The sequence below is a fragment of the Nocardia stercoris genome (assembly GCF_003696265.1).
GTDB classification, from domain to species: Bacteria; Actinomycetota; Actinomycetes; order Mycobacteriales; family Mycobacteriaceae; genus Nocardia; species Nocardia stercoris.
On record NZ_RFFH01000012.1, the window covers coordinates 118,443 to 132,708 of the forward strand.

Genomic DNA, 14,266 nt, shown 5'->3' on the forward strand with positions numbered 1-14,266 from the left:
CGCGTCGAGCGGTAGTGTGAGATCGCTGAAGAACGCAGAGTGGGGGGAATGATGGGCAAGATCAGCCTGGACTACGGGCAATCCCAGATCAGCGCTTTCAATGAGGCCGCACGGTCTGGCCAGATTCGGTACGACAGGGACGTTGCCCTACGGGCAGCACATCTCTACGAGGAAACGGTCACAACCTTGCTTCAAGTTCGGACCGGACTCGAGAAGCTTATCCAACGGGGCGGTTTCGGTGACTTTTCGACCGGAAAGGAACTGGCGACTGGGTTCTCCAACAAGGCCCAAGACGGAATCGATGCGATCACCAGTCTGATCGAAGGAGCGCTCTCCTTGAAAGAGGCATATCTCAGGTCCGGCAGTCTGATCGAGGAGGCCGACGCTGCGCACGCTGCGGCGCTGCAGCAAGCCCAGATAGCATTGCGTCAGAATGACGGTTCGCGTTTATGAAGCAGATTTGTGCATACGCCCTGGTCGGTGCGACGCTGCTGCTGGCAGGATGCGAAGTTTCCGTGTCGTCTGCGGGGGGTACCTCCGCTCCGACGCTGCCCGCTGTGCCCAACAATATGGTCTCGGTCAGTCCGGCACCATCAGGCCACGGTGCAATCGGACTCGATCCGTGCACCAGCCTGCCGGATGCAGCTGTCACAAAGGCAGGGTTCGACCCCGCGACCCGCAGGCGCTCGGATTCCGTGTTCGGGACGTACTCATTCATTGGTTGTAGTTTCGACCACAAGATCAGTTCTGACATTGGCGTCACGGTCACTGATCGCTCACTGGATGTCGCAGTGGCGGGCCTTTCGATCGATGACTTTCGCCGACGCGAAGGCGCCCGAGCCAAGGACGTTACGATCAACGGGCACAACGGCATCGAGTATCTGCATGCATCTGCGGAAGAATGCTACGTAACTTTGCCCATGTCCAGTGGAGGCGTGCTCGATATCGGCCAGACGGTTATGAGTGTGTACTCTCACGACCGCCCATGCGATAACATCGAAGCGGTTGCCTCGGAAATTCAGGCATCACTCGCCGTGAAATAGTCGCCTCGGGGTTCGGTCCGCTGTCAATCCTTGGTGGGAAGTGGCAGCGGACTACGGCGATGGCCAACCTGGAACGGATGGTGAGGTGTCGTCCTCCGGGGTGTCCGGTGGAATTTTGATGCTCTGACACTTCTTCAGGGATGCCCCACCGTCCTCGGATAACTTGTACGACACTGCATACCAATCGCCGAATACGTTCTTTTCGGGGCGATTCGATGGCCCGCTCTGACTGTCCGGGGGCTGCGCCCCGGTCCGGTAATAGTGGAGCTCCATATCAAGTGGCATATAGTTTTGCGTCACAGTCTCCCTTTGGCAGATGTGGGCGGTCTGTGATCCGTTGTCTCCCGATTCGATATCGAGCAGCGACAGGATCTGGTGCCCCTGCCTGGTGTGGGTGGCATATTGATAGTTATCTATATCGAAGGCTCCTCGATCGGCAGCGCGAAGGCCGGGGTATGCGGTTGAGCCGGTGCTGACCAGTGAATAGAAGGACTCGGTGAAGGCGCGAATGAAGGTCGCATCCGGCGTATTCAGCTCGCTTGGTGGATTTGTCCAGTAAAAATGAAGTTCCAGCGGGCCGGGGGATGGTGTGGACTGCGATGCGCGCGGACCGGCGGGAGTTGTTGTGGCCGGTTGCTGTGTCGTTTGTCCGCAACTCGAAGTCAGTACTGTTATGGCAATAGCGGTAACCGATGTCGCAACCGAATGTACCTTGCTCATCGAGGGGCCCCGGGGGCTGGCTGGGAACCGTGGGTTGTGCCTATCGGGATGGTCATGCCGTATTGGAAGAATGAATTGTAATTGCTCAAACCGGGTATTCCGGCATTGTTTGCTTCGTCGATGAATATATCTGCGTTTGATTTCATTCCCGGGTCCGGCGTCTGGGTTGCAATATTCCAGTTCTGAAGTAGGTTCTGCGTATTCCCGCTGCTATCGGTGATATTGAACCGGGATAGAATATCTTGATCGTGGGTTGCATATCCGTTGGTGTAATTCCAGTCCATTCGCATGGCATCGGGCTGGATCATGGTTTGCACCTGACTCTGAAGTGCGCTGGCAGTTTTGTCGGGTGGCAGTGGGTGGGTCGGATCGCCGGGAGGTGTCAGATCTGCCTTGTATATGGAATCCGCTGTAGCGCTCAGTGGGCCGAGTATCGTTCCGACACCTGGCAACGCGGCCGGCCAGGCTGCAGTAATGTCGCTCATCTCCGTAGAGTGGTTGTATTGCTCGGTGTACTTCCACTGTTGTTGAGCGGTCAGGTCCTGCAGCTGTTGATTCAGTCCCTGCCCCATAGCTGCCGAGAGTTGGCCGGAATGAATGCCGATGGAAGGTGCCGAAGGCGGGTCCATTCCGGCCTGGTAGGCGAAGTAGTCGTTCCACTCTGCACCGGCCGCATTGAGCGACTTTGCGGCCGCAGGGTCCGAGTCAAGAACCGCGAACATCTTGGACAGGTCGTCGGGGTGCTGGAGACCGCCTGTTGTCTGGTTTATCAGCATATGGGGATCCGCGCCGACGAAGTTTCCGAGATACGGGACCATCGTCGATGCCAATGTCTGTGTGAGGGCAGGGTTTACGGCGCCGAGGGACTGGCCGTCGTGGCCTGGCAAGTTCTTCGCTAGATTGTCGGAGTTGTCGCTCAGGAATTGGGCAAGGCTGTTGCTGGTTTGGCCGGCGAGCTTGCTGACGTTGTCGTCGGTGCTGCTCGCGTCGGGGCCGATCCAGCTGAACATTGTCTGCGCCCCGTGTTGTTCCGGAGTCCACTGGTGGGAGAGGACGGCCATCATGTGGTCCTTCCCCCACTTCTCGCCAGTTCCGAGTGTGGAGTCCATGCCGTGCCCGGAGATGAAGTCGGAGTCCGCTTGATGGTCACCCGAGGCAGCGTCGAGCAGCTTATTTGCTATCGCGCCATCGCTGTCCGCCAGCCAGCTGTTCGAGTCCGCCAAGATGGAACCCTGTTTGAGCAGACCGCGGTCGAAGTCCGTGCCCTGTCTCAAGGCTGAGTCGCCCCGCTGTGCAATGTCACCCAAGGCATTCCGCTGAGTACCATCGTTCGCGTCCATGAGTGGCTTCGAATTCTTGAGAATATCCTGCACGTTCTTGGGTAGTTGAGGCATGCCGCCGGTCAGCCCGCCGTCGGCAGTGATCTTCGGGTTCGACATGATCTGCATGGCATTGGACATGGACGACTGGACGGTGGTGGCATCACCGGGTGATAGTTTGGATCCGAGATCGGCAATTTCCTTGGGCGACATGCCGTTCTCGGCCTGCATGACTCCCTGAAGGTACTGGAATTGGGCCGGCGTGATGTTGGCCGGCTTGCCATCCTTGATGCTTTCGAGTTCATCCGGAGTCAGTGTGCTCTGCGCCTGCAGCCGTGCGATCTGCTCCGGGGTCGCGGTTCCGTCCTCGAGCGCCTTGACGTCTTGTGCCGCGGTGCCGGCCGGATCGTCATTCATTCCGTATTTCGAAATGTCGGCGTCGGAGAGGTGTGTGTCGTCGATGCCTCGGGCGATCAGCTCGCCGCGAGCGACAATCTTCGCGGCAGCATCGTTGATTCCTTTCGTCTGCACGACGATTGCAAGGGCGAGGGATGTGTATGCGGCGTTGATCAAGCCCTGATGGCGATTGATCTGATCCTGAGCTGACTTGATCTGGGCTTCGGTGGGATGGCTGGCTGAGAATGTTGCTTGGACCTCCCACTTGTCGCTGACCGTGAGTGGATACGGGTCCTTGTCGTGTTCTGCATCGGCGACCTTCCCCATCAGTACGCGCACTTCGTTCGCGAGGCCGGAACTCGCGGCGGTGACGGCGGTGCCCAGGTCTTTGATGTCCGCGCCGAGCCTGCGGTCGTCGTCGTTTTCCTGAGTGAACCGGTCGCAGGCCGCGTCGTGGGCGACTCCGGTCCAGGTCGTGTCACTGAACTGGGTGACCATCCGCCCGAGCTGTGCTTCCAGATCGCCCCCTGCGGAAACGAGGTGCTGGGCAAGCTGATCCAGCTTGCTGAAGTCCCACTGTTCGACTTGCTTGCGGGTGGGCATCAGTTCGCACCCTCCGGCCGGAAGTTGAAGGCCTGAAGTTTCGTCGCGAAGTCGTCGTCGCTGATCTGGTAGTTGGTGGATGAATCCTTCACCAATTTCGCGAGCTTGTTGATCCGCTCGGCGATGTTCTTCCACGCCTGCTCGGTGGAGTTGCCTGCCTGCTTGCACGCCGGTCCGACTAGGCAGCCGGGCAGCGCATCGGCGACCTGGTCGCTGAAGGCGTGGATCTGCATCTCTCCGATGGACTTGCCCACATCGGTCAGCGTGTCCGCGAGCTTGCTCAGCTGGTCGAGGTCTGCCTGCAGCATGTCCGTCCCCCCTTCTGTTCGAGATCGATCCGTCGTCAGGCGGCGGATCGAGTCGGCATGATTCCTCCGACACTTCGTTTTCGCGGATCATTGTGCCAGCCGCGCGCAGGGCGTGTGGCCCCTGAAGGCGCGGCCCAGGCTGTGCTAGGCTGCGCCGAACCGATAGGGGAAACCGTTCTGGCGGGCGGGGTTTCGGATTTCGTGTGGGGGTTTGACGGTGGGTAGTTCCAATGACCCCGTGCCGAACGGAACAGTTCTTCCATCGCAGGTTTCCGCGGTTCTTCCTGGGATGGAGCAGACAGCCGCCGGCGCCGACGCTGCCCGTTCTGTCGACCAGGCATCGACGGCGTGGATGCACGTGCAGCAGATCGAAACGAGTTTGTCTGCTCTGGGGGCGGGCACTGATCCGCCTTACTCCTCGGGTTCCGATCAGTTCGAGAGCATGACTCACCAACAGCTGTATGACGCTGTGCACGGCCCAGCCGGATTGGACCCAGCGGGCCTGCTGACCATGGCACAGACATGGTCGGACAGTGCCGGCAAGCTGGATACCATCACTGGACTCACGTTGCCCATGGGGCTGAATGCCATCTTCGGGCACGGACTTTGGGAGGGCGGCGCCGCGAACGCGGCCAAAGCGGCTTCCGATGCGTTCACCGCAGCGGGAAATCAGATCGGGCAGGTGTTCATGGACCTCGCCGATCGGATGAACGGCCTGCATTATTCGGCGGAGGCGGTACGGGCCGCAGTGCCTGCGCCGGCAGCTCCGGTCGTGCTTACCCCGCACCCTGACAATCTGGCTGCCTCATTACTGCCGGGTTTGGCGAACCCGCAGGTAACCGATCAGGCGGCTGCCGCGCAGGAACAGGCACGGCAAGACGCAATTCGAGCACTGCGCGCAATTTATTCGCCGGCGTTCCCGCCATCGGGTACGGGGGTACCCAGTTATATCGATGTGCCCTCGGTTGCGCAACCTGGCGGGCCTTCCTCGGTCGGCCCCGGAACGCCTGCTCCGGGGGCGCCGGATACAGCCGCTCCGTCCCCGGATACGCCCAGTGCCGACAACCCTGGTGACAGCCCGGCCTCGCAACCCAGCGGAACTCAGACGCAACCACTGTCGACCGGGACGCCGACCGGAACCGATCCGGCGGAGCCATCGCCGGCGAGTACTACACCGGCGGGGATCGCACCGGCGGGTCTCGCGCCGGGTGCCCAGCCCGACCTTGGTGCTCCGATCGGTCTCGGCCCGAATCTGGGTTCGCCGACCGACACCGGTCCCGGTGGGCCGGGGTCGCCGCGTCTGCCCTCGCCGGGGCTTTCGGTTCCGGGAGCAGTCGAGGATGCGGCAGCGGCGCAGGCTCGACTCGGGACCAGCCGTCCAGGGTCCGCGCCGGGGCAGCTGGGGCAGCTGCCACACGGTGCTGGGAAAGGCGAAAAGGACGAGGACAAGGAACATTTCAGTCCCGACTATCTGAAGCGCGTCCAATCGGACTGGACCGATGGTCTGGAAGGGTGGAACGGAGTCGTGGGCGCCAACCCGGACTTCGGTGGTCGCCACGACTGGGCGCAACCGGTTTCGATCGAATCAGCCTCACCAGCTTCCCAGCGCCGGCCTTCTCTTCTGGATCTGCCGCCGATCGAAGCCGGCCCGCCGGAGAACACCGACACTGCCGTCGATACCAGCCCGTCGATCGAACCAGCACCACCACCACCGTCGAAGCCTCTGTCGCCGACGGCAATTGCCGCCAAACTGGCCGAATCGGGGATTTCGCTCAGAATGACATCGGTCAGTGCCGAGAAGCCGGCATCGGGTCCGCACGCCGACGGACAGGGAAAGGACCTTGAATCCGAGGACCCTGGAACGAGCTCAGCCGCAGGCGAGAAGGCGGTCACACAGGTGACCTTGACCGGAACCGGCCCTGTCATGGATGACGATATAGACGAGGGCGCCGGCGGTCGATGACGCTGACTTCTTGGACGTTCACCCCGGATGAATTCGTACATGTGTGGTCGACGGAGACCGGCCTGGTCGGTGACTACCCCCATCCGATCAACCTCATCGAATCCCCGCTGACCACTAGCGAGTACGACCGCCTTCAAGCCGATCTCGCTGTTCGCTATCCACCACACGCCGACCGCGACCTGACTATGTCTCTACAGGTGTTGGCCAATCCGGAATTGCGAATCGTATGCAACGGGTGGTCGCACATCACCGAGGAAAGGGTGCGGTCGTGCGCGGTGGCGAGTGGTGACCTCGGTGTAGTGGTGCACCAGAAACCCGGCGCCGCAGTGGAATTCGGCGGGGACCTCCGAGTTGTCGTGACACAGCGTCGTCGAATCGGACGTCTGATGGCCGCCACCATGCCGATTGCGGCGCCGGGCGCCGCCGGTCCGCTACACGGTTATACCCCGCGAGTCCGTGGCGAGGAGTCGCCGACTTCGTGGCTTCAGGACGACTTCGGCGACGGGCCGGTCGAGGAACGTATCCGCGACCTGCTCCGCGCTCCACGTGGTCTGGACGGTTACCTGCGCATCGAACGGGGTATCCACCAAGGCCATCCTGCCTCACGCGAGTTCTTGAGCTGGATCGACGTGCTGGATCCCGCCTCCGCGGCGGGTCGGTACCTTATCGAAGTTGCGAACGACGACACGATCGTCAGCCCGGCGTCCACGCAAGCCATCGCCGACGTGCTGTGTCGGCGAGCCGATTTGGAATGACAAGCGGGCCCGCACCGGGTCGAGGGTGGTTCGAGCCGTCGATCCGGTCGGTCATGGGTGGCGTGGCCTCAGGAATCGGGGTCGGCGGCACGGAGTTTCGCCAGGAGTGGTTCCGCGGCTTCGGCGAGGAAGCGGTCTTGTTGTTCGTCGCCGATTTCGATCAGTGCGATGTCGGTGAAGCCGGCGTCCTGGTAGGGGCGCACGGCGGACACTACGGCGTCGAGGTCGGGGCCGCACGAGATCTGCTCGGCGACGTCGTCGGGGCGCACGAACTGTGTCGCGGCGGCGAAACTTGCCGGCGTCGGGAGGTTCGAGTTCACGTCCCAGCCGCCGGCCGACCAGCGGAACTGCTCGTGGGCGCGCTGAATTGCTTTGTCGCGGTTGGTGTCCCAGCTGATCGGCAATTGTCCGGTGACGCGGGACGGTGCCGTGTCCGGCCGGGCGCGACGCCAGGAGCGGACGAGTTCGGGATCGGGGTCGGTGGTGACCATCTCGTCGGCGAGCGGGGCGAATCGCTGCACCGACCGTGGCCCGGACACCGCTACCGCGATCGGCACCGGCTGGTTCGGTAGGTCCCAGATCTTGGCGGCGTCGACTCGATACCAGTCACCGAGCCGGCTGACCGGCCCACCCGCGTGCAGGGCGCGGATGATCTCGATGGCCTCGGCGAGTCGCTCCTGCCGTTCCTCGAGCCCGGGCCAGCCGGCACCGATCACATGTTCGTTGAGGCTTTCGCCGCTGCCGAGACCGAGGGTGAACCGGCCTTCGGCGAGGATCTGCAGTGTCGCCGCCTGCTGGGCGACGATCGCCGGGTGGTAGCGCATGGTCGGGCACGTCACGTATGTCATCAACGGGATCCGCCGGGTCGCGTGCGCGACCGCTCCGAGGGTGGTCCACGCATGCGGTGCGTGTCCCTGCTCCGCCAGCCAGGGTGCGTAGTGGTCGCTGCAGACCAGGAAGTCGAATCCCGCCTCCTCGGCGGCCACGGCGTAGCGGACGAGCTCACGCGGGCCGCTCTGCTCGGTCATCAGGGTGTATCCGAATCGGGTCACGGTGCTCCTCCTCGCTCGGCGGTGGATACAGGCGGGCTACCCAGCTATCGCACAGTTATCTGTGTGTGTCCAAGCCTGCCCGGTTGTCGCCGCCTTTCGGTCAGCGCGCGCCTTCGTCCATCGCCGCCCGCACCATCTCGAGCGCGACTTCGACCGTCCGCCGCAGCACCTCTTCCGGATCGGCATCGAACTGCTCGTGCCGCGACCAGGTCCGATCCTCACGGTGTACCGCCAGCCACACCGAACCCGCCGGTTCACCGTCCTGGGGATCGGGGCCGCCGACCCCCGTCACAGCCACAGCCACGTCGGCGCCGAGCAATTTCCGCACGCCGATCGCCATGGCCCGGGCCGCGGTCTCCGACACCACCGGGACATCGGGTACGCCCAGCACCTGCCGCTTGACATCCGCGCTGTAGGAGACCACCGCACCCCGCAACCACTGCGCCGAGTCCGGTGCTGCGCCCAACGCTGACGACAACTGCCCGCAGGTCAACGATTCCGCGATCGCCACAGTCTGTTTCGACCGCACGGCGACCGCGGCCACTCGGCGCGCGGACTCGTCGATGGTGGACATCTGGCCCACTCTATCGACCCCGGCGCACCGCCCGGCTCGTTCGGGAGGGGCAGAGGGCGTGTTGCGCGCAGGTCGCCGTTCGCCGCACCGGTGGTCGGTCGGTCGCATCCGGACGGTGAGCGGCGGTGGGCGGCTCGCGCTAGGGTCCTGACGACGGCTAGGTATCGGCGGGGGATGGGCCTTGGGTGATTCGACGCGGGATCCGGACGACGAGCAACCGGATCTGATCTTCCCGTTCTTCTCGCTCGGCGAAGCCCGGCAGTTCCGCGCTTCCGCCTATCGGGTGCTGGTCGAGCTCGGCGGGCGGGTGTCCGAGGTCGGGCCCGATTTCATGACGATCGACCGCGATCGGTTCATTCTCCACAACATCGCGGTCCGCTGCCGCGAAGCCGACCCGCGGAACTGGCGAACCTTGCTGCGCAAGCACTTCCGCACAGTGATGGCGGCCGACCTCGCGGACGGACTCGCGCTCGAGGAACGTCTGGCCACCGTGTATCCGCGCATCATGCCGGCGGAGGCGCTGGCGCTGACCCCGGTCGCGGCCGGTTCGTACGGCTACGCGCCAGTCCTGGTCGACGGGCTGCGGATCGTGCTCGCGTTCGACCGGCCCGACATCGTGGTGTCGATCCCCGAGGCGACCATTCCCGAACTCGGTGTGCCGGAACGGGTTTGGGCCCGCGCCATGGACAATCTGCGTGCGGTCCCGGTGCCGGCGCACGAGACCTTCGGCCGGGACGGCGGGTGGTTTCACGCGACGGTCGACCCCCTTTTCTTCCACGCGACCCGAGTCCTCATCCTCGACGAGGTCCTGACCCGGCTGCGGATTCCGTTCACCGCGGACGGCATCCTGGTGTCGCTGCCGAATCGCCACGAACTGCTGTTCCGGCCGATCGACGGATCGCATTTCGCCCCGGCGGTGTACGCGCTGGCCGACTTCACCGTCCACCGCTTCGGCGCGGCCGTCGGCCCGCTGAGCCCCCATCTGTACTGGTGGCGAAACGGCAACCTCACGCGCCTGACCGAGCTGCGCGACGGTGCCCTGGGCTTCGAGCTGCCGGACGAGTTGGTCGAGCTCATGGACCGCTATCGCGCCTGAGGGCGGTCGGAAAGGTCCCCCGCTTCTGCATGGCCTTGCATCATCGTGCATAATCATCACATGGCGGATACATCGGGTGGACCCGTATTGCGGGTCGCGGTCGCTGGTGCGAGCGGGTACGCGGGCGGTGAGGTGCTGCGGCTGTTGCTGGCGCATCCGGAATACCGTGCCGGTCGGCTCGAGATCGGGGCGCTGACCGGCGGGTCGAACGCGGGTACCGCGCTGGGCTCGTTGCAGCCGCATCTGCTGCCGCTGGCCGACCGGATCCTCACCGAGACCACCCCGGAGATCCTCGCCGGGCACGACGTGGTGTTCCTCGGGCTGCCGCACGGCCAGTCCGCCGCCATCGCGCAGGCCCTGCCCGAGTCGACGGTCATCATCGACTGCGGTGCCGACTTCCGGCTCACCGACGCCGCCGCCTGGGAGAAATACTACAAGTCGCCGCACGCCGGCAGCTGGCCGTACGGGCTGCCCGAACTGCCGGGCGGCCGGGACCGGCTGCGGGGCGCGACCCGCATCGCGGTACCGGGCTGCTACCCGACCGTCGCCAGCCTCGCGCTCGCGCCGGCGGTGGCCGCCGGGATCATCGAACCGACCGTGCACGTGGTCGCCGTCAGCGGCACCTCCGGGGCCGGGCGCAAGCCCGACGTCGGCCTGCTCGCCTCGGAGGTGCTGGGTTCGGCGCGCGCCTACAATATCGCCGGCGCGCACCGGCACACCCCGGAGATCGTCCAGAATCTGAAGGCCGCCGCGACGAACTCCACGGAGAACCGCGACTTCGATTGCGCCGGAGCCGACATCGCCGTCTCCTTCACTCCGGTGCTGGCGCCGATGCCCCGCGGCATCCTCGCCACCTGCACCGCCCCCGTCCTCGTGGACGCCGCACAGGCCCGCGCCGTCTACGAAAAGGCCTACGCCGACGAGCCGTTCGTGCACCTGCTGCCCGAAGGCCAACTGCCGCAAACCGGTTCGGTGCTCGGCTCCAACGCCGTCACCCTGCAGGTGGCCGTCGACGCCGACGCCGGCCTGCTCGTGGTGATCGGCGCCATCGACAACCTGACCAAGGGCACCGCGGGCGCCGCGGTGCAATCCATGAACCTGGCACTCGGCTTGGACGAGACCGCCGGACTCTCGACCGTAGGAGTGGCACCGTGACACTGATCCGCACCCAGGGCGTGACCGCTCCGCTCGGCTTCCGGGCCGCCGGGATCGCCGCGGGCATCAAGGTCAGCGGCAAGCCCGACCTGGCGCTGGTCTTCAACGAGGGGCCCGAATACGCGGCGGCAGGCGTGTTCACCCGCAACAAGGTCAAGGCCGCGCCCGTGCTGTGGTCGCAGCAGGTGCTCACCGGCGGCCGGCTGCGCGCGGTGATCCTCAACTCCGGCGGCGCCAACGCGTGCACCGGGCCCGGCGGCTTCCAAGACGCCCACGCCACCGCCGAGGAACTGGCGAAGGCGTTGAGCAACTGGGGAACCGAGACCGGCGCCGGCGAAATCGCCGTCTGCTCCACGGGTCTCATCGGTGACCGGCTGCCGATGGACAAGCTGCTGCCCGGCGTCACCGCCATCGTGCACGAGATGGCCGGTGGCCTGTCCGGCGGCGCGGAGGCGGCGCAGGCGATCATGACCACCGACACGGTGTCCAAGCAGGCGGCCGTGCACAACAACGGCTGGAACGTCGGCGGCATGGCCAAGGGCGCCGGCATGCTCGCCCCCTCGCTGGCCACCATGCTGGTCGTGCTCACCACCGACCTGGTCGCCACCGCCGAACAGCTCGATCTCGCGCTGCGCAACGCCACCAGGCTCACCTTCGACCGGCTCGACGTCGACGGTTCCTGCTCCACCAACGACACCGTGCTCCTGATGGCCAGCGGCGCAAGCGAACTCACCGCCTCGCAGGACGAGTTGAACGCCGCCGTGCTCGCGGTCTGCGACGATCTGGCCGCCCAGCTGATGGCCGACGCCGAAGGTGTCACCAAGCAGGTCACGATCACCGTCACCGGTGCGGTGAACGAGGACGAGGCGCTCACCGCCGCCCGCGCGGTCGCCCGCGACAGCCTGGTCAAGTGCGCGTTCTTCGGCTCCGACCCGAACTGGGGCCGGGTGCTGGCGGCCATGGGCATCGCGCCCATCACGCTGGAACAGGACCGGGTTTCGGTGTCGTTCAACGGTTCTCCGGTGTGCGAGCGGGGGATGGGCGCGCCCGGCGCCCGCGAGGTCGACCTGTCCGGGCCGGAGATCCACGTGGTCGCCGACCTGGGTCTCGGCGACGGCACCGCCTCGGTGCGCACCACCGACCTGTCCTACGCCTACGTCGAAGAGAACTCGGCCTACAGCTCATGAACGACTCGGTGGCACAGAACCTTTCCGCGCTGGACAAGGCGCACGTCCTGGCCGGCGCGCTGCCCTGGCTGCAGAAGTTCCGCGACAAGATCGTGGTCGTGAAGTACGGCGGCAACGCCATGATCGACGACGAACTCAAGCGCGCCTTCGCGGCCGACATGGCGTTCCTGCGCACGGTCGGCGTGCACCCGGTGGTGGTGCACGGTGGCGGCCCGCAGATCTCGGCCATGCTGAAGAAACTGGGTCTGACCGGCGAGTTCCGCGGCGGCTTCCGGGTCACCACACCCGAGGTCATGGACGTGGTGCGCATGGTGCTGTTCGGGCAGGTCGGCCGCGAGCTCGTCGGCCTGATCAACGCGCACGGCCCCTACGCGGTCGGCATCTCCGGTGAGGACGCGGGCCTGTTCACCGCGACCCGCCGCACCGTGGTCGTCGACGGCGAGCCCGTCGACATCGGCCTGGTCGGCGACGTCACCTCGGTGAACCCGGACGCGGTGCTGGATCTCGTGGCGGCGGGCCGGATCCCGGTCGTGTCCACCATCGCCCCCGACGCCGACGGCGTCGTGCACAACATCAACGCCGACACCGCCGCCGCCGCGCTCGCCGAGGGCATCGGCGCGGAGAAGCTGGTCGTGCTCACCGATGTCGAAGGCCTGTACACGAATTGGCCGGACCGGTCCTCGCTGACCACCCGCATCGACACCGACGACCTGGCGAAGCTGCTGCCGCGCCTGGACGCCGGGATGGTGCCGAAGATGGAGGCGTGCCTGCGGGCCGTGCAGGGCGGAGTCCCGACCGCGCACGTCATCGACGGCCGGGTACCGCACGCGGTACTGCTGGAACTGTTCACCGGGGAGGGCATCGGCACGATGGTCACCCCACCCGAGACCGAGGCGGAACTGTCATGAGTACGGCAGACCTGCAGCAGCGGTGGAACGCCGCGCTGATGAACAACTACGGCACCCCGAAGGTCGCGCTGGTGCGCGGCGCGGGCGCCGAGGTGTTCGACGCCGACGGCAAGCGCTACCTGGACCTGCTCGGCGGCATCGCGGTGAACTCCCTGGGCCACGCCCACCCCGCGATCATCGAAGCGGTCACCACCCAGCTCTCGACGCTCGGCCACGTCTCCAATCTCTATGCGAGCGAACCGGTTCTGGAGCTGGCCGAGCGGCTGCTGGCCCATTTCGGCGACGGCCACGGCCGGGCGTTCTTCTGCAACTCGGGCGCCGAGGCCAACGAGGCCGCGTTCAAGATCGCGCGACTGACCGGGCGCACCAAGATCGTGGCCGCCGAGGCCGCGTTCCACGGCCGGACCATGGGCGCGCTCGCCCTCACCGGCCAGGCCGACAAGCGGGAACCCTTCGAACCCATGCCCCCCGGCGTCGTGCACGTGCCCTACGGCGACGCGGCCGCGCTCGCGGCGGCCGTGGACGACGAGACCGCCGCGGTGTTCCTGGAACCGATCATGGGGGAGAGCGGCGTCGTGGTGCCGCCGGCTGACTACCTGGCCCAGGCGCGCGCGATCACTTCCCGGCACGGCGCGCTGCTCATCCTCGACGAGGTGCAGACCGGGATCGGCCGCACCGGTCACTTCTACGCACATCAGGCCGCCGGCATCGTGCCCGACGTCATCACCCTGGCCAAGGGCCTGGGCGGCGGCCTGCCGATCGGCGCCGTGCTGGCGCAGGGCCGGGCCGCCGAGCTGCTCACCCCCGGCAAGCACGGCACCACCTTCGGCGGGAACCCGGTGTGCGCGGCGGCCGCGCTCGCGGTGCTGCGCACCATGGAGGAGACCGGGCTGTTCGCGCAGGTCGAACGGGTGGGCAAGCACCTCGTCGACGGTATCGCCGACCTGAATCACCCACTGGTGGACTATGTTCGGGGCGCCGGCTTGCTGATCGGCATCGTGCTGACCGCAGACGTGTCGGCGCAGGTCGAAGAGAACGCCCGGGCCGCAGGCTATCTGGTGAATCCGGCGAAGCCGAACGTGATCCGGCTCGCGCCACCGCTGATCCTGAGCGAGGAACAGGCGAACGAGTTCCTGTCCGACCTGCCCGCCATACTGGACGCTGCTGCGCCGAAGGAGGACGACTGA

The 14,266-nt window shown here is 65.7% G+C and carries 14 protein-coding genes; 9 read left to right on the plus strand and 5 right to left on the minus strand.

From position 1 onward, the window contains the following. Positions 1–48: 48 nt before the first annotated feature. Positions 49–453 (plus strand): hypothetical protein, encoded by a 405-nt coding sequence (locus tag EBN03_RS24165; RefSeq protein WP_122190407.1) that lies wholly within the window; start codon positions 49–51, stop codon positions 451–453. Further along, positions 450–1,043 (plus strand): DUF3558 domain-containing protein, encoded by a 594-nt coding sequence (locus EBN03_RS24170; RefSeq protein WP_122190408.1) that lies wholly within the window; start codon positions 450–452, stop codon positions 1,041–1,043. The genes EBN03_RS24165 and EBN03_RS24170 overlap by 4 nt, the downstream gene beginning before the upstream one ends. Before the next feature lie 51 nt (positions 1,044–1,094). Here the strand turns inward: EBN03_RS24170 and EBN03_RS33830 are convergent, their stop codons facing one another. From EBN03_RS33830 to EBN03_RS24180, 3 genes are read right to left on the minus strand one after another with little or no spacing between them, the layout of a single operon-like run. Continuing rightward, positions 1,095–1,763: a hypothetical protein gene (locus tag EBN03_RS33830; RefSeq protein ID WP_147471684.1), complete on the minus strand. Its 669-nt coding sequence runs from the start codon at positions 1,761–1,763 to the stop codon at positions 1,095–1,097. Further along, a complete protein-coding gene (locus EBN03_RS24175) occupies positions 1,760–4,081 on the minus strand; it encodes a TPR repeat region-containing protein (protein ID WP_122190409.1) in 2,322 nt (773 codons plus the stop codon). Before EBN03_RS24175 ends, EBN03_RS33830 begins: the two co-directional genes overlap by 4 nt. After that, the gene (locus tag EBN03_RS24180) at positions 4,081–4,389 is read right to left on the minus strand and encodes a hypothetical protein (protein ID WP_122190410.1); all 309 of its coding nucleotides are present in this window, start codon (positions 4,387–4,389) and stop codon (positions 4,081–4,083) included. The genes EBN03_RS24175 and EBN03_RS24180 overlap by 1 nt, the downstream gene beginning before the upstream one ends. A gap of 289 nt (positions 4,390–4,678) precedes the next feature. Between EBN03_RS24180 and EBN03_RS33835 the strand changes: the two genes are divergently transcribed. Next, positions 4,679–6,352, plus strand: a complete 1,674-nt coding sequence (locus EBN03_RS33835; RefSeq protein WP_147471685.1) for a hypothetical protein — start codon at positions 4,679–4,681, stop codon at positions 6,350–6,352. After that, complete coding sequence (locus tag EBN03_RS24185) at positions 6,349–7,107, plus strand: ESX secretion-associated protein EspG (RefSeq protein ID WP_122190411.1); 759 nt, start codon at positions 6,349–6,351, stop codon at positions 7,105–7,107. The genes EBN03_RS33835 and EBN03_RS24185 overlap by 4 nt, the downstream gene beginning before the upstream one ends. Before the next feature lie 68 nt (positions 7,108–7,175). Here the strand turns inward: EBN03_RS24185 and EBN03_RS24190 are convergent, their stop codons facing one another. Together EBN03_RS24190 and EBN03_RS24195 are read right to left on the minus strand one after the other, a co-directional pair. Next, a complete protein-coding gene (locus EBN03_RS24190) occupies positions 7,176–8,159 on the minus strand; it encodes a TIGR03557 family F420-dependent LLM class oxidoreductase (protein ID WP_122190412.1) in 984 nt (327 codons plus the stop codon). A 100-nt stretch (positions 8,160–8,259) separates the two neighbouring features. After that, complete coding sequence (locus EBN03_RS24195; protein ID WP_122190413.1) at positions 8,260–8,733, minus strand: CinA family protein; 474 nt, start codon at positions 8,731–8,733, stop codon at positions 8,260–8,262. Between the two features lie 181 nt (positions 8,734–8,914). Between EBN03_RS24195 and EBN03_RS24200 the strand changes: the two genes are divergently transcribed. The 5 genes from EBN03_RS24200 to EBN03_RS24220 are packed head-to-tail and all read left to right on the plus strand — an operon-like array spanning position 8,915 to position 14,266. Next, positions 8,915–9,829, plus strand: coding sequence for a hypothetical protein (locus EBN03_RS24200; protein WP_122190414.1), 915 nt, complete (start codon positions 8,915–8,917; stop codon positions 9,827–9,829). Between the two features lie 60 nt (positions 9,830–9,889). Beyond that, positions 9,890–10,984: an N-acetyl-gamma-glutamyl-phosphate reductase gene (argC, locus tag EBN03_RS24205; protein WP_122190415.1), complete on the plus strand. Its 1,095-nt coding sequence runs from the start codon at positions 9,890–9,892 to the stop codon at positions 10,982–10,984. After that, positions 10,981–12,171 carry a bifunctional glutamate N-acetyltransferase/amino-acid acetyltransferase ArgJ gene (gene argJ, locus EBN03_RS24210; RefSeq protein WP_233608593.1) on the plus strand — a complete coding sequence of 397 codons (1,191 nt, stop codon included), beginning with the start codon at positions 10,981–10,983 and terminating at the stop codon, positions 12,169–12,171. Before argC ends, argJ begins: the two co-directional genes overlap by 4 nt. Further along, complete coding sequence (gene argB, locus EBN03_RS24215) at positions 12,168–13,079, plus strand: acetylglutamate kinase (protein WP_122190416.1); 912 nt, start codon at positions 12,168–12,170, stop codon at positions 13,077–13,079. The genes argJ and argB overlap by 4 nt, the downstream gene beginning before the upstream one ends. Next, positions 13,076–14,266, plus strand: coding sequence for an acetylornithine transaminase (locus tag EBN03_RS24220; RefSeq protein WP_122190417.1), 1,191 nt, complete (start codon positions 13,076–13,078; stop codon positions 14,264–14,266). Before argB ends, EBN03_RS24220 begins: the two co-directional genes overlap by 4 nt.

Coding starts and splice junctions, on each gene's coding strand:
- EBN03_RS24220 (WP_122190417.1), top strand. CDS start 13,076: ATGAGTACGGCAGACCTGCAGCAGCGGTGGAACGCCGCGCTGATGAAC.
- EBN03_RS24180 (WP_122190410.1), bottom strand. CDS start 4,389: ATGCTGCAGGCAGACCTCGACCAGCTGAGCAAGCTCGCGGACACGCTG.
- EBN03_RS24185 (WP_122190411.1), top strand. CDS start 6,349: ATGACGCTGACTTCTTGGACGTTCACCCCGGATGAATTCGTACATGTG.
- argB (WP_122190416.1), top strand. CDS start 12,168: ATGAACGACTCGGTGGCACAGAACCTTTCCGCGCTGGACAAGGCGCAC.
- EBN03_RS24170 (WP_122190408.1), top strand. CDS start 450: ATGAAGCAGATTTGTGCATACGCCCTGGTCGGTGCGACGCTGCTGCTG.
- EBN03_RS24195 (WP_122190413.1), bottom strand. CDS start 8,733: ATGTCCACCATCGACGAGTCCGCGCGCCGAGTGGCCGCGGTCGCCGTG.
- EBN03_RS24175 (WP_122190409.1), bottom strand. CDS start 4,081: ATGCCCACCCGCAAGCAAGTCGAACAGTGGGACTTCAGCAAGCTGGAT.
- EBN03_RS24165 (WP_122190407.1), top strand. CDS start 49: ATGATGGGCAAGATCAGCCTGGACTACGGGCAATCCCAGATCAGCGCT.
- argC (WP_122190415.1), top strand. CDS start 9,890: ATGGCGGATACATCGGGTGGACCCGTATTGCGGGTCGCGGTCGCTGGT.
- EBN03_RS33835 (WP_147471685.1), top strand. CDS start 4,679: ATGGAGCAGACAGCCGCCGGCGCCGACGCTGCCCGTTCTGTCGACCAG.
- EBN03_RS33830 (WP_147471684.1), bottom strand. CDS start 1,763: ATGAGCAAGGTACATTCGGTTGCGACATCGGTTACCGCTATTGCCATA.